Below are 20698 nucleotides of genomic sequence, written 5' to 3' on the forward strand. Positions count from 1 at the left end.
TGATAGGCTGAAGCCTGAAGGCTGAAAACTCTTAGGAAAGATCAGAAGATACCATACACAAACAGGAATCACTCCAACCCCCATGGCTACCAACAGAATTCCGGGCCATGTCGAACGGGTTGGCCTGTTCGGTGGAAGCTTCGACCCAGTTCATCTTGGTCATTTGATTCTTGCGGAAGCCGCTCTGGAGGAACTGCAACTGGAACGAATCATTTTCATTCCTGCAGCACTCTCACCCTTCAAGACGGAACGTCCTCCCGCCGCATCTGATGAATCGCGACTGGCTATGCTCCGGGAGGCGATTGCATCCGAAGCACGTTTCTCCGTGGATGATCGCGAGCTTAGTCGCGAGGGACCCTCTTATACCATCGATACGGTCCGGGAATTGCTTGGGGATTACCCTGGAGTGCGTTTTCTTTACCTGATCGGAGCCGATAATCTGAAGGATCTTCCGCGCTGGCATGAGATCGAGGAGCTTCGGAACTTGGTTGATTTCGCGGTGCTCGATCGCGGAAATGCTCCCGAGTTGGAATCATGCGAGCTCCCGGTGGTACGCCGCCGTATTGATCTTTCCTCCACGGAAATCAGGGAACGATTGGCCAAGGGGCTTTCCATTCGCTTTATGCTGCCCGAGCGGGTATACGATTTCATCATGACGCATCACCCGTACCGCGATTTTCTCCATGGCAACTACTAAGAAGCTGACAACTGTTAAGAAGCCCAAGGCTCCCGCTTCCAATAAAAAAGTTGAGAAGATTGTGAAGGAGAAAAAAGTTACGGTTAAGAAAATCAAAAAAATCGTGAAGCTCGATCCCGAGGAGGCACTCGTGCGACTCTGCGCAGAGGGGGCACTCGACAAGAAGGCTGAGGATATAGTCCTCCTCGATATGAGGAAGATCTCTTCCTTCACCGATTTTTTCCTGATCGTCTCTGGCACTTCGGAACCTCAACTCAAGGCCATTGCCGGTTCGATCCGTGAGAAGGTTCGCTCAGTCACCGGACTGCGCCCGATTGCCGAGGATGGATTCCCAATCAGCCAGTGGGTCATCATCGATTACGGCAGTGTGATCATTCACATCTTCCATAAGGACAAGCGCGATCTCTACGGACTGGAATCCCTCTGGGGAGATGCAGGACGCCTGGAGATCGAGGAGTAGGCTTGAGAAACCTGAGGTCTGAAACTTGAAACCTGAGTTTTTGCAAGAGGGCCCTTGTGGTAAGTATCATAATTTTACCTCCCTAGAGGTTTCTCATTTCCTTTTGGTTCAGCCCTGATTTTGCACTCAGACTTCAGGTCTCAGCTTTCATCCCTTTTTTCATCCATGTCTTGGCTTGAGGAAATCCTGATCCAGTGTCCCCAGTGCGGGGAAGAATTCGCCATTCAAATTGAGACAGCCGAAGATGGCTCTGTGGAGCTCATCGAGGACTGCGCAGTCTGCTGCCGCCCAGCTACCGTACGAATCACGACCGAGGCAGGGGAAGTCACGGCGGTGGATGTGGTCGCGGCATGATCCGCTCTGTTTTTTAATGCTTCAGCTTTCAGCTTTAAGGTTCCATCCTACTTTCATGTCCACGCAGTGTGATGCTCTGGCTCGTCTCTTTCGTGACGATGATCCTCATACGGTCGGTCTGGTGAAAGAGCAGTTGGTCCTCAAGGGAGAGAGTGCCGTTCCCGATCTCCGGAACCTTGTGAATGCGGATTCGGCGATTGTCGCAGCCCATGCGCAGGAAGTTCTCCATGCCATTGCGGGCAAGCGAGCCGCGTCTGAGCTGGAAGCTCTTTTGAAAGGGGAGGAGATCCCTTTGGAGCGGGCCTCTTGGCTGATTGCAGGCGCTTTGATGCCTTGGATCGATCTGGAGGAATGCCTTGCCATGGTGGATGCCTGGGGTAGCGAGTTTGGCAGGCGAATCGCCGTCGGTGAATCTGATCCGGTAAGCGTTCTGACTCGTTATTTGCACGGGGAACTCGGGTTCGATGGCAATGCAAACGACTACTACAATCACGAGAATTCCATCCTGCCATGCGTGATGGAGAGTCGACGGGGTTTGCCTCTCACCCTCACCCTTCTCTACATATTCGTCGCGGCACGTGCCGGCATAACACTTCACGGGGTGAATCTCCCCGGTCATTTCATAGCCCGCTGCGGCGAGACCTATTTTGATCCCTTTCATTCCGGACGTATCCTTTCCCTTGCGGACTGTGCCGACATTCTGGCACGTCAGAATATCGAGCTGAGCGACGAACATCTGGAAAACCCAGGATCCAGGGAGGTTCTCGCCAGGATGCTTGCCAATCTGGGTCACGCCTATGCCATTGAAGAGACCGTATGGCAGAAGGGGATGGTAGATCGCTGGCTCGGCATCGTGACGGGGGCTGAGCAATGATCCCACTTCCTTTACGTGTGGAGTTGCTGAACACAGGCAGCGAACTCTTGCTTGGGAGCGTCCGTGACGCGCATCTTTCCTGGTTTGGCCGGGAACTTTTTCCCCTTGGACTCAGAATCGCCCGTCAGAGCACGGTGCCCGATGGTGCGCCGATCCGGGATGCACTTCTGGAGGCTTTTGCCCGCACGGATGTCATTATTGTGACCGGTGGACTCGGACCGACGACCGATGACATTACCCGCGAACTGGCAGCTGAACTTCTGGGGAGAAAGATGCTTCCCCACCCCGAGACACTGGAACGAATTCAGGAGCGTTGCAGACGCCGGGGATTTGCGTTTCAGCCCCGTATGGAGCGACAGGCGATGGCTCCTGAGGGGGCAACTGTTCTCCCGAATGACAATGGCACTGCACCCGGTCTCTATCTTCCAGCAGTGGAAGGGATCTCCTGGTCCTCTCCCCATATCTTTCTGTTGCCTGGGCCTCCCCGTGAGTTGCAGCCGATGGCCGTTGCCCATGTGCTTCCTGTCTTGAGGGAATTAGCTAAACGCCATTCCGGCGGGGTCACCCAGGAATGTCGCATTTACAAGGTTGTCGGAATGGGTGAGTCGATGGTTGAGGCAAAAATCGGCCTGGAACTCTCTAAGCGTGGAGATCTTGAGGTTGGCTACTGTGCGCGGCCCAACGAGGTCGATTTCCGATTGATCGGACCTCGTGAGATTCTCGACCAAGTGGAGCCCTCTGTTCTGGCCGTGGTTGGCGATTATTTGGTTTCGGGAGATGAGAAATCCATGGAGGAGATCGTTGTTCATCTGCTTGCGGAACGCGGAATCACGCTAGTCACGGCAGAGTCCTGCACCGGCGGGCATCTTGCCAATCGCCTCACGAATGTTCCGGGTGCCTCGAAGGTTTTTCTGGAGGGATTTATCACCTATAGCAACCGATCGAAGTCAGAACTGCTGGGTGTTGATTCTGGGTTGATCGAGGCTCACGGCGCGGTCAGCGAGCAAGTCGTGCGTTCCATGGCGGAGGGGGCACTACAAAAAAGCGGGTCCCGTTATGCTATCGCTACCACAGGCATTGCCGGTCCAGATGGTGGGACGTTGGAAAAACCGGTTGGCACCGTCTGGATAGCACTGGCTGAAGAGGGAGAAGTGACTGAAGCATGGAAGGAAACCATTCCCGCAGATCGTATAACCTTCAAGCAAGTGGTCTCACAGTCGGCTCTTGACCGACTCCGCAGAGTTCTTGTCTCAATGTGACCGAATAAATCCTCAATGCAGATACCCTCTACTTATCCAAAAAGGTGAGAATTCCCAATTTCAGGCATTTCGTATCGAAGCTCGCGGGAATGCGTCGGTTCCCCCTGCCGATCCTGGCGGCACTGATCGCCACCGCCGCATATATTGTTTCCATCCATTCCTCGTGGACCCCGACCGACGAACAATGCATCAGGATTTCCCTCACGATGCTCTTTGGCCTCCCTCTTCTCGTCGGCGCGGTCTATGGATCGGAACTCCATCCTCGATTTCAACCGATCCTGCATCCGGCCGCGCTGATCGCCATGACGGGTCTCTTTTTCCTTGTTCCCGTGGGCATTATTCACACTGGAACGGTGTGGTTTTGCTTCTGGATGCTGGTGCTGATGGCGTTTGCCCTGGCCAGCGTGGTGCCCGGCCTTGTACGCGATGGAAGTCTCAATTGGTGGAGGGTGAATGTCGGTTGGCTGAACGCCCTCGTACTTGCCGCGATTATGACGGCGATTGTGGAAATCGGCCTTCAACTGGCCTTCTTGAGCGTGAAGATACTCTTTGGATTGGAAGCCCATTTCTTTTTTGTGCGGTGTCTGCACTTCGATCTCCTTGCCCTTGCAGGATGCCTAATCTACCCCGTCACTGCCCTGGCTCTGTTTCCGTCCGCCAAGGATGACCTCTATCCCGACCAGCCTGGGTTCAAGGTCTGGTCCAATCTCTGCAAGTGGGCGCTGATCCCGATCGGTTTCCTCTTCATGGGAATCCTTGCCGCTTATGCCGTGAAGATCATCATCCAGTGGAAGCTTCCAAACGGCATGGTGGCGACTCCGGTGCTCTCCCTTGGGGCGTATGGAACGCTGGCCATGCTCCTGATCCTCCCGTGGAAGGGGGAGCGTTCCTGGGCCCGATGGTTCTCGTTGATCTATCCACCGGCCTTCCTGCTCAGCAGCGCCCTCCTCTTCATCTCCCTCGCGCTCCGCATCAAGGAGTACGGCGTGACCTTCGACCGATATTCCGCATTGGCCGCAGGCATCTGGCTGACTGTATCGGCATTCTGTTTTCTGATTCGCCGTAACCAAGCACCTCTCTTGGTTCCCTTCCTGCTTGCCCTCACCACGTTGGTTGCCGTCCTGGGGCCGCTGAGCGCGGGCACCTTGTCGCGGCGCAGTCAGTCCGAACGACTCAAGCACCTTCTCGAATCCTCAAACCGCAAGGATGAGCAGATCCGTTCCATTGTCACAATGATCGTTCAGGATTTCGGGTTGACGGACCTTGAGAAGGTGACCGGACCGCTCGGTATCGATCCCAAGCTTGCTTACTGGGAACTGTCCAGGGCGGTGCTTCAGAAGCTCCATCTATCCAAGGATCCTACCCAATGCAGCTATGGACTTAGCGAAGGATCCATCGTTCCGATTGCCGGATGCACCGCCTATCTGCAGGCCCGCAACGGTGGATGGAAAGGAACTCTTGGTACGAATGCCGCCGGGGAGGAGTTGATGCTGAAGAACACATTCACGGGCAGCGGTGACCTTGACCTGAGGCTGGTGCTCCAAGCTGGGGGAAGGGAGGTGGCATCGAAACGAATCGCTGACCTTGATTTTGATGCAGCGATTAAAAACAAGACGCCCATTCTCTTCACTCTCGGAGGAGAGGGGAGGTGCTTCCAGATCGTGATCACGTATGCCCAATGGGATTCCTCGGCCACCCCTAGAAAGGTGGTTAGCATCGAATATCAGGTTTTTGAAAAACAGTGCGATCCGGAAAATAATCCATCCCCCGCACCTTAGAAATCTATGATGCCATCACCCCTTGAACCCACCGCCGAGGAGATTCGACTTGGAGAGGACTCTCGCCGCGAGCGCTTCTGGAAGCTCTGGGGAACCTACCTCTCGGAGCGCCAGTGGGGTACCGTGCGCGAGGATTACTCTGCTGACGGCGATGTCTGGAATTCTTTTTCCTTCGATCAGGCCCGCAGTCGCGTCTATCGCTGGGGCGAGGATGGATTGCTTGGGCTGAGTGATCGCTTCGGGCGTCTCTGCTTCGGGATTGCGCTCTGGAATGGAAAGGATCCGATCCTCAAGGAACGTCTCTTCGGTCTCACCGGTCCGCAAGGAAATCATGGGGAGGACGTCAAGGAACTCTACTACTACCTGGACGCCACGCCGACCCACTCCTACTGCAAGGGACTCTACAAATATCCCCAGGCAGAGTTTCCCTACGCCGACCTGGTAGCCGAGAATGGACGTCGCACTCACCTGCAACCCGAGTACGAGCTTGTCGACACGGGGGTATTTGATCAGAACCGCTATTTCGATGTGCAGGTGGAGTACGCGAAGGGATCGATCAAGGACATTCTGATCAAGGTCACGATCAGCAACCGGGGTCCGGATCAAGCGGATCTCGTTTTTCTCCCGACCCTCTGGTATCGGAATACCTGGGCCTGGGGGCAGATCAGTGAGGAGTGCCTCGAAGAACCTAAAATCTCCATTGCGAGACCCGGAACAGTTTCTGCCGTCCATGCGGTGATGGGTGAGTACGAGATGACTTTTGACAAGGGGCCGGACGGGAAACTGCCTGAGTTTCTTTTCACAAATAACGAGACCAACACCCAACGTCTCTACGGGGAGCCGTTGGCTCGTCCCTATGTGAAGGATGCCTTTCATGATGCGGTGATCGAAGGAAAAGCCGACGCGGTCAACCCGGAGCAATTCGGCACGAAGACCGCCGGCCGTTACAACCTCACGATTCCGGCGGGAGATTCCGTCGTGCTTAGAATGCGGTTGACGGAGAAGGGAGCGGCGCAAGGTGAGCCGCTGGACGACAGTTTTGAGGATATTTTTGCAGCAAGAGTTGAGGATGCGGAAGAGTTCTACAGCAGCAAGCTCGCCCCCGCACTGAGCGCCGAGCAGAAAAATGTTACCCGTCAGGCCTATGCGGGGCTTCTCTGGTCGAAGCAATTTTACAATCTGGTTCAGAGCGAGTGGGCTAAGGGGGATTCCACGGAGCCTCCTCCACCCCCCGGACATTCGGTGCGCAATGAGGATTGGGAGAACATCTTCAACCGGGATGTCATTTCGATGCCCGACACGTGGGAATATCCCTACTACTGCTCCTGGGATCTCGCCTTCCACACAGCAGCGCTTGGAAGAGTCGATCCCGTTTACTGCAAGGATCAGCTGATCCTACTTCTCCGAGAGTGGTACACACATCCGAACGGCCAGATGCCCGCTTACGAGTGGAACTTCTCTGATGTGAATCCGCCGGTCCATGCTTGGGCAGCTCTCCGTCTTTATTATCAGGGAGTTCTGGCTGGGGTGACTGACAATGACTTTCTCGAGAAGGTTTTCCAGAAACTCCTGATCAATTTCACCTGGTGGGTGAACCGGAAAGACAGCAATGGGAACAATCTTTTCGAGGGTGGATTTCTGGGCTTCGATAATATCTCGGTGTTCGACCGCTCCAGGCCGCTGCCCACCGGTGGAGTGCTAAAGCAGGCGGACGGCTCCTCGTGGATGGCCTTCTACTGCCTAACGATGCTTCGAATGTCGTTGGAACTCGCCGTGCATAATCCCGTCTATGCCGACATGGGCACGAAATTCATCACCCATTTCGCCCGCATCGTCGAGGCGATGAATGAGTTCGGTGGGACAGGTCTCTGGGACGATGAGGACGGTTTTTACTACGACCATCTTCAGCTAGGTGAGCAAAGCATCCCCATCAAGGTCCGCTCGATCGTGGGGTTCATACCGATGTTTGCCACCAGTTATGTGACATCAGAGCAACGGAACATGAATCCGGGATACAAGAATCGTCTTCAATGGTTCATCAAAAACAGACCTAGGCTCGCTGCTACGCTTTTGGAAATTAATGGGCCCGCCAGCCATGATCCCGATGGACTCCATCTGCTAACGGTCACTCCGAGAAAGCGCCTGGAAAAGATCCTGCGCTACATGTTCGACGAGGAGGAATTCCTGTCACCGCACGGCATTCGCTCTGTCTCCAAGTACCACGAGAAACACCCCTACACCTACACGGTAAACGGCCAAGTCTACTCGGTTGATTACGAACCGGGTGAGGGGAAGACCGGCATGTTCGGTGGTAACTCGAACTGGCGAGGACCCGTCTGGATGCCGATCAACTTCATGATCATTAAGTCCCTCGAGACCTATAACCATTTCTATGGCGATAGCTTCAAGGTGGAATTTCCCACCCGCTCCGGCAACTGGATCACTCTCGGGGAAGCCGCTCGACTTCTTGCAGAGAGGGTCTCTTCCATCTTTCTGCCGGATGAGTTGGGTAACCGTCCCTGCCATGGGGGTGATGTCCTCTATGCCAATGACCCTCACTGGAAGAACCTTGTTCTCTTCAATGAATATTTCCATGGTGAGACAGGTAAGGGTCTCGGTGCTTCCCATCAGACGGGATGGACAGCCTTGGTGGCCGAATTACTGGCCAATGATATCTGATCTTCCCGGTACTTTTATTTAATAACCAACCATTCAAATACCTATGAAACTCCAAGGAAAAACAGCACTCGTCACAGGTAGCGCCCAAGGAATCGGGCAGGCCATTGCCATTCGTCTCGCCCAGGAAGGAGCCGACATCATTGTGGATGATCGTACCTTGGGCCAGAGCGCCCAGGAGACCGCCGATACCATCACGGCGCTGGGGCGGAGGGTACACATGATTCAGGGTGATCTTGCCAATACTGAGGATGATCGCCGTGTCATTGCCGAGGGGGTCGAGATGATGGGTAAGATCGATATCCTGGTAAACAACGCTGGCGTCGAAAAACATGCCGACTTCTGGGATGTCACGGAGGAGGACTTTGATTTCGTTCTGCAGATCAATCTGCGTGGGACATTTTTTATTACCCAAGACTTCGTGAACCACTTGCGTGCCACGAACCGCCCCGGCCGTGTCATCAATATCAGCTCCGTGCACGAGGAACTCCCTTTCCCTCACTTCTCCACCTATTGTGCAAGCAAGGGAGCCTTAAAAATGCTCTGCCGCGACCTCGCTGTCGAACTCGGTCCCCTCGGTATCACGGTTAACAACATCGCTCCTGGCGCCATTGCGACCCCGATCAATACGTCCCTGCTCAACAACCCCCAGCTGCTAGCCCTGCTCGAGTCGAAGATACCGCTCGGACGTCTTGGCAAACCGGACGACGTTTCGGGACTTGCCGCTTTCCTAGCCTCCGATGATGCCTCCTATGTCACCGGGGCCACCTTTGTGGTGGATGGTGGACTGCTTCACAACTACCACGAGCAGTAGAACTCCACTACCACTTCGACGTCAAAGAACTGATCTCGGTCGGGCATCCTCTTGACTATCGACTGATCAGTTCCAAAGCCGTCTGGAAGGGCTGGCTTGGAACCTTAATCGAACCGTCCAGCGGCATGCTCATCTCGCAGATCAGGAAGATCGCCCCCGCAATGCTCACCGAGCAGAAGAAGAGCACGGCAAGCACCGTGCCGTTCCTTGGTGCAAAGATTCCGTAAACAAAGGTCAGGAAGGTAATCCAAAAGACAGGAATCACCACCAGTAGTAAAGGCAGTTTCGAGGAAGATTCTACGGTGATCTGCCATCGCTCCTTGTTCAGGTCCGAGGCGATGGAAAGAGCATTGTTTTTCATCTGAATGGAACCTAAATCCGATGCATTAAGAGAGGCTATATCCTTGATCAGAGAGATGATGGTCGATTCCTGCTTGAAGACTGCAGATCCCTTGTTAAGCACCTTGTTGTCCTCGGGCCAAACATCATTCCGGACTATGATGATTCGATCAAGCAGGAGCTTTCTAAGTGGAGCTGCCTCGGGTCCGAAGTTTCTCAGTGTCCTGTCGAGGCTGATCGTATTGGCAGCGGCATCGTTGATGAGGACATTGACGCGGTCATAGGTTCCCTTGGAGGAGGAGACCAGCAGACCGAGAATCAGGGCCGCCATCGTGGCGATGAGTCCGGCGCCCAACTTGACGCTTTCATGGGAATCCTTGCTGAGGTGATGAGCGGGAATGAAGCGCTGGATCAGCATGCCGATCAACGCCCCACCGAAAATGCAGAGAAAGGCAACCGAAGCGACTAGGTAGGAATTCATCATGTGACTCTATGCTGATTGAGGTAAGAAATTAAACGGAAAGCGAACCAGCGGATACGGGCCGGGTTTCAGAGTTCAGATAACGGAGGGCCCCTCGCGCTGCCCGAGTTCCTGTTGCTAAGCAGCCTTGTAGGAGATAACCACCCGTTGGGGCCTCCCAGTCTATCATTTCACCTGCGACAAAGAGGCCTGGGTGTTTTTTGATCATCAAGTCATCATTCAATTCCGAGTACCGGATGCCACCTGCTGAGGATATGGCTTCTGCGATCGGACGCGGGCCGGTGAGTGGGATCGGGATGGCCTTAGCAAAACGGGCCAAAGCAAGCGGATCGTTCCTAGATTCCTCAGGAGCCAAGTTGTTTATAAGAACATGAGCGGCCTTTCCAAGACGCCAAGCATTCTTGGCAGCGCTTATAATATTGCCTGAATATGAGGATAACTTCTGCTGTAATTCCTGAACCGAAAAAGTGGGTTTTAGATCGATGAAGATGAGCGGATGAGGCATAGATCTTAATGAATGTCCCAGCTGGTAGATGGCTCCACCTTCCAGCCCGTACGCAGTAATCATCAGTTCACCCTGGATGGTTTTGTTTCCTGCTGATACCGCGATATTTTTCAAGGGTTGTCCCTCTGGTAATTGGATGATGTCCGGATGCCAGCTAGTTTCCCATCCGCAGTTGGCCGCCTCGAGCGCGGCGATGGAAATCCCTAGATCCTGTAAAATTGGGATCCATTGCGCATCAGAACCGGTTTTAGGCCATGAGGCTCCACCAAGAGCAAGTATAACCGCATCAAAAATCGATGAGCTAACACCCTCAGGATGAGAGAACTCTAGTTCTATACGGCCATCCTTGGGTAAAATGTTTTGTAAATAATGACGTGCTGCGAACTTGACCCCGCTGGTGCGCAGTCTTTGGATCCAACTCCGCAGGAGGGGAGCGGCCTTGAACTCCTTGGGAAAAATCCTGCCGCTTGTCCCGATAAAGGTCTCAATCCCAAGCCCGGTAGCCCAGTCGCGGGTATCCTGATTGCTGAAGTCCTTCAGGAGTGATGTCCAGTATCTTGTTTCAATGCTTCCTTGATACTTCTCGGCGAAGCGATCTAAGGGATCCGAATGAGTAAGGTTCAATCCTCCATGGCCGGCTACCAAGAATTTCCGCCCTACGGAGGGCTTGCCTTCAAAGAGCGTGACTTTTAGGTCCTCTCTACTCGCTCCCTTAGCAATGACTACGGAAGCCACTTCGGCCGCCATGAGACCCGCCGGGCCACCGCCAATTATGGCGAGATTCATCGGACAGGGAGGCCTTCTTTCTGAATATTAATACGTAAAAACAATGACTATCCGGTTGTTCTCAAGCCGCTTGCAATTGCGTTAATAGAAAGCAGAACGCGGGGAAGCAGGGCATCCGCCTTAGCTGGATTTTCCGTGCGCGCAGCCCGCCATTCCTTGATAGTCACAATCTGCTGCTCATGGAGAAGGGCCAAGGCTCGGGCGCGAAGTTGGAGTGTTTTACCCATTCGGGGGCGCCGTTCCTCAAGACTCCCTCCAAAGACCTTGCGGAGCTGTTCCTGGGTGCGCTGAAATTCCTCGGAGATGATGTTGAAGATTCTTTCGCGGATTTCCTTATCGGTCACGAGGGCCGCATAATCCTTCATGATCGGGAGATCGGCGCTGGCCATGTTAGTCTCCACATTCGATAGGACATAATAAAGAAATGAGTAGTTCCTAAGCTCGGCCTGAAGTGTCTTGAAAAGCTCCGGTTGCTCCCTCTCCAGGGCTTCTAGGGCGCTGCCGACACCGAACCAGCCGGGCAAGTAATAGCGGCACTGGTTCCAACTGAAGACCCAGGGGATGGCTCTCAGGTCGGCTAGGCTACGCTGGCCGGAGCGGCGCTTGGGGCGTGAGCCGATACGACTCGACTCCAGGGCGTCGATCGGGGTCGCCTGGTCGTAGAAGGTGATGAACCCAGGCGCGTCGATCAGGGCCCGATAGGCCTTGCGGCTTGCCTTGGCCAGATCATCGGCAATACGCGAGCACGTTCCGGTTTCCCGTCCCGGGCGCTTACCCGCGAGTGAGATGCCTGTGACGCCGGCTAGTAAAAGTTCCAGGTGATAGGTCGCCGTCGAGATGTCGGCGTATTTCTGAGCGATCGTCTCTCCCTGCTCTGTCATCCGATGGTCACCCTGCAATGCGCCCGGAGGCAGGGCGTCTAGGAAGAGGTGAGTGGGGCCAGCCCCGCGACTGATGGTACCTCCTCGTCCGTGGAAGAAGCGCAGGGCGATATTTGACTCGGCGGCGACCCTGGTCATGTCCTGCTGTGCTTCATGGAGTCCCCACTGGCTGGCCAGAATCCCGCAATCCTTGTTGCTGTCGCTATAGCCGATCATCACCTGCTGGACCGGCAGTCGTCCCTCGCGGTGGATGAGGGAGGCCTTGGCAACAGGTTCGGCCAGAAACGCCCTGATCAGTGATGGGCTGCGCTCCAGATCGTCGAGCGTCTCAAAGAGAGGCACGATAGGCAGGGGAGAGGAGAGGATACCGTCTTTCCAGTCGGTTAGTCCGGCCTCGCGGGCCAGAATGGGAATGACCAGCAGATCGGAAAGCTGGCGGGTCATGCTGACGATGAGGGCGCCGACTCCCTCGCGGCCGTGTTCACGGATATGCTCGCGCAGGGTATCGTAGCAGCTCAGAACCGCATCAGCCTCGGCCCCGAGTCCCAGATAATGGTTTGCTCCCAGGAAGGGGCGTGGTGAGCGAAGTTCCTCATGGAGGAAAGAAAGACGCTTTTCTTCACTCCACGTGGGGAAGTTCTCTCCGTCTGGAATGTTGGCAGCCTTTAGGAGCTGGGCCATCGCAAGATCGTGTGTGTTGCTATTCTGCCTGACATCGAGCTCGGCGAGATGAAAGCCGAAGACGTCCAGGATACGCAGCACCGGCCAGACTGTTTCGCGAATGAGGCGTTGGCCCCCGACTTCCGCGAGACTTTCCTGCAGGATGGTGAGGTCGGCGGCGACCTCTTCCGGGCGACGATAGCGCGCACCGGACTCAGCGATCCATGCACGGTCTGCGGCACCGATTTGCAGTGGGAGACGTCCTTGGATGAGCAGTACCAGCTGGCGCCATGGCTCACCGGGATAGCGGGCCGTGATCTGTTCGCCCAAAGGACCAAGCTCCCCGCGGAGCACCGCGACCCTATCGAGTAGTTGCTGGGAGGCCTTTTGGAAGTGGCTGGAGAGAGGGAGAGCCTCGGCGAGGGTATCGAGTTGGCGGTGCAGGACGATCAGGGCATTGAGATGCAACTCCCTGAGTGTTTCTTCCGTCACCTTCGCGGTGACAAAGGGGTGACCATCCCGGTCTCCGCCAACCCATGTTCCGAAACTGAGATGGGGACGACTCTCCGGTCCTCCCATCAGTTCCGGTGGAAAGCCCAGCTCATTCCATGCCCATCGCAGGCGCATATCGAGACGAGTAACCACTCCGGGAAGGATATCCCGGAGGTAAAACATAACGGCACGCCTCTCGTCGGCCACATCGGGCTGATCCAGGAAGATCTCTCCACTTCTCCAAAGTCGCTCCAAGCAGATCTTGATCTTGCGCCGGATCTCTAGTCGTTCGCTGGGAGTAAGATCCATGCGGTCGAGTTCGGCAAGAAGCTGATGGATCAGGCGGTGCTGGTCGAGAACCGCGCCGCGTTTTGCTTCCGTCGGGTGCGCTGTGAAGACCGGCTCCACGCGGACTCCCGGAAGATAGGCGGCGATCTCCTGCGGCGTCCATCCCTTGGCGGCGAGACGGGAGAGTTGATCTCCCCACAGGCCGCGTCCGGAGACAAGCCCCTCGTGGATCTCACGTTGGCGACGTGTCCGTTCTGCAGCATTTGCCTCGACGATATTGAGAAGCTGGAAGGCAATCGAGTAAGCCTGTTCGAGCCCCCTCGATCCCCCGGATCCGGTTTCCTCATTGTTGAGCCAGGGCAGACGCTTTCTAGTCTCTTCCTCACCGAGTTCCTCAAGCACCTCGTTGAGGCAGGTCATCAGTTCACGCAGATCATGGTCGATCTTGGCGAATCCGTCGGAGAGATAGTTGGTTTCCATGGAAAGTTCGGTGCGAATCATTGCCTCTGTGGTTAAAAAATCCAACTCAACAGAGCAAAAACTTTGCCAAGAGCGGAAGGTGGGTGGAAGTGGAGGCCATTAGACTGAAGGCTGAAGGCTAAAGACTGTTAGGGGGAGGGAAATGAAGAATGGGAAATGAGTGGATAGGTGGGAGTGGGAGTGGGCGAGGGGGAGATGTGCCGGTGATTTTTCTCCCGCAGAGGCGCAGGGGCGCAGAGGGGAATGAAGGTAGAACAAGGCTTCTGGGCAGAGGGGCCTTCGAAGGGAAAATAAAAAAACCCCGCGTCCTTTCGGAGGCGGGGCTTTTAAAGGGTTTTGCTTCTGACCTAAGTCTAAAAGACTTCAGCCTGTTCACCTATGCCCTACTAGGCGCGCTTGCGTCGGTAGGCGATCACGAGGGCCAGTGCACCAAGTCCCATGAGGGCGTAGGTACTCGGCTCGGGAACGGCGTAGTTCAGGACGACGTTGTTGCCGTTCTGGGCAAGGGAGAAGTTTCCGCCGGATAGGACATTACCGAAGAGATCACCGCTGGCATCAGTCCAATTGGTGGTGTTGAGGGTAAGGTTACCAAATCCTGCCGTGGTACCGCCCACTGAGTAGAGCGTCCAGCTTTGGCTGGTCTGCCAGAAGGCATTGTTCCAGTCGACCGCACTTCCAGTCTCTCCGAAGGAGATGTTCAGGCTGGTAAGGCCGCTAAAGTTAAGGTCCTTGCCTACAAGGATCTGGTCGTAGGCAAGCGGGGAGTTGACGGTCGTGTTGTCGGCGAATTCGAGCAAGATGCCAGCTCCCGATTGGTAGGTGAGGTTCCCTCCGAAGGTCTGGATGCCGGGGCTGTTGCCGGGGCTGTGGGTGCCCGTGACGACCGTGTCGGCAGCAACCGTGCCACTACCGCTGAGGGTTCCTGTCACGGTCATTGTTCCGGATCCTGCAATCGTGCCGTTGGCCTTCACATCGTTGAGGGACTGGTTCCTCGTACTGAGGTCAAACTTCGCGCCTATGTCAATTTGGGCTGAGCTATTGGTGGCAAGCGATCCCCCTGCTCCGAGGGCGAGTGTGCCGGCGGTGATCTTTGTAAGGCCGGTGTATGTGTTGGCTCCACCGAGGGTCGTGGTGCCAGTACCGAGTTGATTCACGCTACCCGAACCGGAAATCTGGCTATCGATGGTAGTGGCGTCCCGCTGGTTAAAGTTGATGGAGCCGGTACCATCACCAAACTGGATTGTCGATGCCGTCACTGTACCCGCCGTATCGGTTCCTCCGAGGGAGCCAATATTTAGGACGCCAACTGTTCCTGCATTATTAGCGATGTAGATATCGTTTGCCACAACGGAACCTCCCTTGGTCACCGTCAGAGCTCCTTCGCTGGTGGATCCCTGGTAGGCGCCGCCAATATTAAGAGCCCCATTGTTACTCCAAAGAGAGCCCGTTCCGGTTACAAGAGCCGTGTTTCCAACTCCTGCACCACTCCCCCCAATGCCACTCTCTCCGCCGGAATATACCTTGCCTCCAGCGGAGACGACCATGGTGTTGCTGGAGCTAGCAACTGCATCACCATCGTAGCCATCCCCGATCCAAATCCCGTAGGAGCCGTATCGCGAGGTGTTGACCCATAGTGTGGAATTGGATCCGGTTACGGTGAGATTGTTGGCGGAGCCGCCGTATTCACCAAGTCCAAGCCATCCACCAGTATCAGCTACACGGACCGTACCAGCATTGGAAATCGTCAAGCTGTTGCTACTGGAGCCGTAGTAGCCAATGTAGAGAAAATCGCTGTTATTCCAAGAGCCGGAGGTGACGGTAACTGATCCCACCGTGCCTACACCGTTACCGATAATCCCAGAGGCATTATTCAGGGTGCCTCCGTTAACTAGGAGGTTGGTGCTGTGACCCGCTCCACTGTCGATCACGAGATTGCCGGTGCCTAAGTTGCCGATATTCAGGACGCCAGCCGAGACGGTTGTGGTGCCCGTATAGCTGTTGCTGCCGGTGAGTGTCGTGGTGCCCAAACCGATCTGCCTGACGTCACCAGTACCCGTAATCGGAGCCGTTACAGAGAGGGTGCCGCTGCGGTTGAAGATCAGTGAGCCGCTGTTTGAGACCGTGCCGCTGCCAATCGTCCCCGAGGTGCCGCCGTTGCCAACCTGGAGAATAGTGGCGGAGTCGATGCGGGTCGTCCCAGTGTAGCTGTTGGAGCCGGTGAGTGTTAGGGTGTTGCCGCCATAGGCGAGCAGTCCGAGGGTGCCATTGGTGCTGTTGCCAAGGTTGTTGGTGAGGGTGAAGATGCCCCCCGCGACATCAAAGCCGATCGAGGAGTTGCTCAGGAAGCCCTTGCCGCTGGTCCCGCCCAAGTTCGAAAGAATCGTGGTGATGTTACTGGTGGAGAACTGACCGGCGCCTCCGACAGCAAAGGCGAGGGTTGCGCCGTTGCTCACGGTGATATTGTTGGCAGTCCAGCTAGAGGTGGTGCCGTTGTACAGAGAGTTCGTCTTGGCAAACTCGAGGAGACCTTCTCCGACTGTGGTGGTACCGGTGTAGGTGTTGGTTCCACTAAGGAGCATGGTGCCCGCTCCCGTCTTGATGAGGTTGCCGGTCTGTTTGACCCCCCATGAAGCGGAGTCACCATTGGCAAGGTTGCCGGTAACATTGAGGGTAGCCGAATTCGTGACTTGGAACGTGGTATTGGTGACTCCGGCTTCGCCGAGGGCGATGCCGGCTCCGGCAATCGTGGAGGTGGCGGAACCGATGACGCTGACAAGACCTTTCAGTCCGAAAGCCGTGCCCGAGGCATTGGCTCCGGTGGCACCCAGGGACTGTATGGTGCCTCCGTTGAGCACCACGTCGCCAAGGGCATTGAAGTTCACCCCGTCGTTGGCAAGAACACCTCCCTCATTGATAGTGATCGTCGGGTTGATCGTAGCGTTCCACTGAGCAAAGACATCCTGAACGGCAAACACCAGCTTGCTGCCTGAATTAATGGTGATGTCGTTGTTGGCATTGTTGGCCAGGTTATCGACAGCTAGGGTGCCTCCATTGACGGTGATGCCGCCGGTAAAGGAGTTATTTCCCGAGAGTGTCTGGGTGCCGCTACCGGCCTTCACGAATCCTCCCGTTCCGCTGAGAGCGCCGGAGTAGGTGTTGTTCTGGTTATTGGCACCGACGGAGAGGGTGTTGGCGCCGAGTCCCAGGTTTTGGCTGCCGGAGAGACCGCCGAAGTTGTAGGTTTTAGTTCCTCCGGCTGTAAAGTTCAGAGATTGAAATCCGGAGAGGACCACCGTCGATCCGCTGAAGGCATTCACATTTCCTATGTCAACGGAGGCGCCGCCGCTTGCCCCATCAAAGGTTGTGTTGCCGGTGTAGGAGTTAGAGGCGTTGAACTGCATTATGCCGCCGTCCTGAAAAGTCGCCCCGCCGGAACCACTGACCGATCCATTGATCACAAGGTTGCCATCGTTATAGGTTGTTTGAAAGGGCCAAACACCCGTAACGTACGAGGAATAGGCTCTGAAGAGACCTCCGTTGGTTCCCAGCACGATGTTGTTGGTGACCGTGAAAGTGATATTATTTCCCGCCAGAAGACCGCCACCGTTCAGCGTGACCGTCCCGGCCCCCACCGAGGAGACGTAGCCGTTGGTGACGATGGTCTGGGCCTGCGCGGAGGTGGTGGTGATCAGGGCGAGTGCGGGGATTAGGAGCAGGGCGGCTTTTTTCATTATAGTTTGGGTAGCTGTGGAGGAGGGAACTCTAAAAACCTTGAACGATTATTTGAAAATATTTTCAAAAAAATAAAAAAAGTTTTTAACAAATTCAAGGCTTTTTGCTCCCCTCAAAAATATCTTATAAACCTCTAATCACCAGTATCTTGCATATCTATTAAGACGGGTTTCTAGAAGATTTTGGCGGGAATTAGAAAGCCGATCGGCGCTTGTGCCACTCGGTGCCTCAGGGTGAGTGGGGCAGCTTTTTCCGGGGAAGCTCTCGGATGAACGCCCAGGAAACCCATGCTTGCTCGCCGGAATCATAGGTTACCCGGAAGTGACTGCCTAATTCCTCATCCACAACCACGGAAACGGGAAATGCTGACTTTGAGATGAGGTTTGCCTTCCTGATCGATGAATGAGGCTCTAAAAAACAAAGGCCATCCTCGAACTCCACCTCAAAAGAATCCTCTCATCCCAGATACCGGGCATGCCTGATTCTGGAAAAACATCCCTTGCCGAATGAGGATTTAAGAGGGTTGAGAAGTTTCATAGAATTCCCTCTTTCTTCAATTTTTGCACAAGGTCACAAACGAGGGCCCCCGTTTTCACCCTTTAACGGTTCTAACTTTTTAACTTATTTGTCCGGGCCTGCGCTTGTGCCACTCGGTCGACTGCTCGTAGGCATGGCCGATTCGGAGAAGACGGCTCTCACCGAAGGGGCGTCCGAGGAGCTGTAGACCGACCGGTAGATCGACGCCGTCTCGGTTGGAGAATCCGCAGGGGAGGCTCAGTCCGCAGATGCCGGCCAGATTCGTTGCGATTGTGAAGATGTCAGCCAGGTACATCTTGAGCGGATCATCGGTCTTTTCCCCGAGGCGGAATGCGGTCTCCGGAGAGGTGGGGGAGACAATGGCATCGACCTTGGTGAAGGCCTGATCAAAGTCACGCCGAATGAGGGTACGAACCTTCTGGGCGCGGAGGTAGTAGGCGTCGTAGTAGCCGCTGCTCAGCACGTAGGTGCCCAGGATGATACGGCGCTTTACCTCGCGTCCGAATCCCTCGGCGCGTGTCTTCTCATAGAGCGAGAGCAGGTCCTTGGCCTCGGGTGAGCGGCGTCCATAACGCACGCCGTCGAAGCGGGCCAGATTGGCTGAGGCCTCGGCGGTGGCAATGATGTAGTAGACAGCGACAGCATACTCCGTGTGGGGCAGGGAGATCTCCACCGGCTCGGCCCCGAGGGAGACGAGTTGTTCGATTGCGGCGTCGACGGAGCTGCGAACTCCCGGTTCCATGCCGTCGACGAAGTATTCCTTCGGCACACCAACGCGTAGTCCCTTGAGATCACGACCGATCTCAGCGGTAAAGTCTTCATCGGGAAGTTCCAGCGAGGTCGAGTCATGGGGATCCTTGCCTGCCATGGCATTGAGCAAGATGCCACTGTCCTCGACAGTCGAGGTGAGGGGGCCGATCTGATCGAGAGAGGAGGCGAAGGCAATGAGTCCGTAACGGGAGATACGACCGTAGGTCGGCTTCAGTCCCACGCAGCCGCAGAGCGCTGCGGGCTGGCGGATCGATCCCCCGGTGTCGGAGCCGAGAGTGGCGAGGGCCGTTCCTGAAGCAACCGCTGCTGCGGAGCCGCCGCTCGATCCACCGGGAATGCGATTCAGATCCCAAGGGTTGCGCGTCGGATGGAATGCAGAGTTCTCGGTGGAAGATCCCATGGCGAATTCGTCCATGTTCATCCGTCCGAAAGGAATGGCTCCCGCACTGCGCAGACGTGCGATAGCGGTCGCATCGTAGGGGGCTGTGTACCCATCCAGAATCCGGGAAGCTGACTGGAGGGGCTGTCCAGCGACACTGATCGCATCCTTGATCCCTATCGGAATGCCTCCGAGCGGCTTGGAAAGATCGGCTGTTGAAGCCTCCTTCTTGGCTGTCTCGAGATCCCGTGCAATGTAAGCGCCGATCGAGGAATCCACGGAGGCGATGCGCTGCTCAAGACCCTCGAGCAACTCGACGGGGGAAATTTCCTTGGAACGGAGTAGCCGGCGTGTCGCCGCGATGCTTTGAAAAGGGGTGAAGGACATAAAAAAAGTTAAAATGTTGAAATGTTGAAAAGTTAAAATGTCGTCCGCAATTCAGCAGATGGAAGGCTTGGGGAAGGCGAGAGAGGGATGAGACCTGAAACTTGAAACCTGAATATGGGAAAAGAAAAAACGTAAATCCTGAAAAGCTAAAAAGCGGAAAATGGTGAGGGAGTTTTGACTAGTCGAGAACCTTTGGGACAACAAAGAGCCCGTTTGCGTTGTGCGGGGCGTTTTCCAGGATCGTCTTCTTGGGGAGGCTCTCCGTGACCGCATCTTCACGGATCACGTCAAAGACCGTGATCGCATGGGCGGTCGGCTCGATGCCTGAGATGTCGAGTTTGTTCATCTGCTCCACGTGATCAAGAATGCGACCAAGCTGAGGACCGAAGATCTCGATCTCCTCGGGAGTTACTTCCAACCTGGCAAGACGGGCCAGATAGGGGACGTCAATTGTGTGATGGGGTGCGTTGGTGGACATGGGCAAAGGAAAGGTTGAATTATGAAGGATGAAGGATGAAAAGGGAAGGCTTGGGATTGAACTATGGGTTGCCCACGACGCTCTTTAGGTCGAATTTTACTCCTCCTCGCAGGGGGGATACTGCACGGGAGGGTTGCCATTTCGGGAGAGTACCCTACGGTGGCGCCGAGCGGCCTCTTCCTCGCCAATGTCGATGCAGGTGACCGGAAAATGCCAGTCATCTCCGTAGTCGAAGTAAAAGAGCATCGTTCGCCCCTTCGTGAAGACCTCGGAGATCAACGTGCTCTTCACACCGGGGTCATCATCGGCTTCTCCGATGTCGGCGAAGAGGGTGTAGCGCTCGGTGCTGTTGAAGCGGTTCAAGTTGTCGCAGAACTCGAAGCAGTGATCGAAGTCGAATTCCAGCGCCTTGATCAGCGTCTCCGCCAGATCATAGAGCGTGTATTCCCCGAGGAAGCCAACCGTGGCGCGGAACTTCTCATATCCGATCTCGAAGATGTAGGTCTTCAATGGGGGATCTTTAAGAGCGATCATGGGTGGGATATTAGGGGAAAAGAAAAAGAAGGAGAACAACGAACATCACTAAAGAC

Annotated in this window: 15 protein-coding genes; 8 read left to right on the forward strand and 7 right to left on the reverse strand. The window is 55.3% G+C overall.

From position 1 onward, the window contains the following. Nucleotides 1–82 precede the first annotated feature (82 nt). From nadD to K8R57_03035, 8 genes are all read left to right on the forward strand, one after another. Nucleotides 83–697, forward strand: coding sequence for a nicotinate (nicotinamide) nucleotide adenylyltransferase (nadD, locus tag K8R57_03000; GenBank protein MCE9587264.1), 615 nt, complete (start codon nt 83–85; stop codon nt 695–697). Then, entirely contained in the window at nt 684–1157 is a 474-nt protein-coding gene (gene rsfS, locus K8R57_03005; protein MCE9587265.1) for a ribosome silencing factor, read from the forward strand. Before nadD ends, rsfS begins: the two co-directional genes overlap by 14 nt. Before the next feature lie 165 nt (nt 1158–1322). Continuing rightward, complete coding sequence (locus K8R57_03010) at nt 1323–1511, forward strand: CPXCG motif-containing cysteine-rich protein (GenBank protein MCE9587266.1); 189 nt, start codon at nt 1323–1325, stop codon at nt 1509–1511. Nucleotides 1512–1566: 55 nt separating this feature from the next. Next, a complete protein-coding gene (locus K8R57_03015) occupies nt 1567–2385 on the forward strand; it encodes a transglutaminase-like domain-containing protein (protein MCE9587267.1) in 819 nt (272 codons plus the stop codon). Beyond that, nucleotides 2382–3644, forward strand: coding sequence for a CinA family nicotinamide mononucleotide deamidase-related protein (locus tag K8R57_03020; protein ID MCE9587268.1), 1263 nt, complete (start codon nt 2382–2384; stop codon nt 3642–3644). The genes K8R57_03015 and K8R57_03020 overlap by 4 nt, the downstream gene beginning before the upstream one ends. 89 nt (nt 3645–3733) lie before the next feature. Next, the gene (locus K8R57_03025; GenBank protein ID MCE9587269.1) at nt 3734–5422 is read left to right on the forward strand and encodes a DUF4153 domain-containing protein; all 1689 of its coding nucleotides are present in this window, start codon (nt 3734–3736) and stop codon (nt 5420–5422) included. A gap of 9 nt (nt 5423–5431) precedes the next feature. Beyond that, a complete protein-coding gene (locus K8R57_03030) occupies nt 5432–8101 on the forward strand; it encodes a glucosidase (protein MCE9587270.1) in 2670 nt (889 codons plus the stop codon). A 43-nt stretch (nt 8102–8144) separates the two neighbouring features. Beyond that, on the forward strand, nt 8145–8912 hold the full coding sequence (locus tag K8R57_03035) for a glucose 1-dehydrogenase (GenBank protein MCE9587271.1): 768 nt from the start codon (nt 8145–8147) through the stop codon (nt 8910–8912). Between the two features lie 55 nt (nt 8913–8967). On the opposite strand, the gene K8R57_03040 is transcribed toward K8R57_03035, so the two are convergent. From K8R57_03040 to K8R57_03070, 7 genes are all read right to left on the reverse strand, one after another. Next, a complete protein-coding gene (locus K8R57_03040; protein ID MCE9587272.1) occupies nt 8968–9735 on the reverse strand; it encodes a hypothetical protein in 768 nt (255 codons plus the stop codon). A 28-nt stretch (nt 9736–9763) separates the two neighbouring features. Then, nucleotides 9764–11023: a TIGR03862 family flavoprotein gene (locus K8R57_03045; GenBank protein MCE9587273.1), complete on the reverse strand. Its 1260-nt coding sequence runs from the start codon at nt 11021–11023 to the stop codon at nt 9764–9766. Between the two features lie 47 nt (nt 11024–11070). Further along, the gene (locus K8R57_03050) at nt 11071–13824 is read right to left on the reverse strand and encodes a phosphoenolpyruvate carboxylase (GenBank protein ID MCE9587274.1); all 2754 of its coding nucleotides are present in this window, start codon (nt 13822–13824) and stop codon (nt 11071–11073) included. Between the two features lie 386 nt (nt 13825–14210). After that, a complete protein-coding gene (locus K8R57_03055) occupies nt 14211–17555 on the reverse strand; it encodes an autotransporter-associated beta strand repeat-containing protein (GenBank protein MCE9587275.1) in 3345 nt (1114 codons plus the stop codon). Nucleotides 17556–18172: 617 nt separating this feature from the next. Beyond that, complete coding sequence (gene gatA / locus K8R57_03060; protein MCE9587276.1) at nt 18173–19630, reverse strand: Asp-tRNA(Asn)/Glu-tRNA(Gln) amidotransferase subunit GatA; 1458 nt, start codon at nt 19628–19630, stop codon at nt 18173–18175. A gap of 178 nt (nt 19631–19808) precedes the next feature. Further along, nucleotides 19809–20108 carry an Asp-tRNA(Asn)/Glu-tRNA(Gln) amidotransferase subunit GatC gene (gene gatC / locus K8R57_03065; protein ID MCE9587277.1) on the reverse strand — a complete coding sequence of 100 codons (300 nt, stop codon included), beginning with the start codon at nt 20106–20108 and terminating at the stop codon, nt 19809–19811. 96 nt (nt 20109–20204) lie between these two features. Continuing rightward, nucleotides 20205–20618, reverse strand: coding sequence for a plasmid pRiA4b ORF-3 family protein (locus K8R57_03070; GenBank protein MCE9587278.1), 414 nt, complete (start codon nt 20616–20618; stop codon nt 20205–20207). Nucleotides 20619–20698: the final 80 nt, after the last annotated feature.

Source organism: Verrucomicrobiota bacterium, assembly GCA_021413925.1.
In the GTDB taxonomy this organism is placed as follows: Bacteria; Verrucomicrobiota; Verrucomicrobiia; order Chthoniobacterales; family UBA6821; genus UBA6821.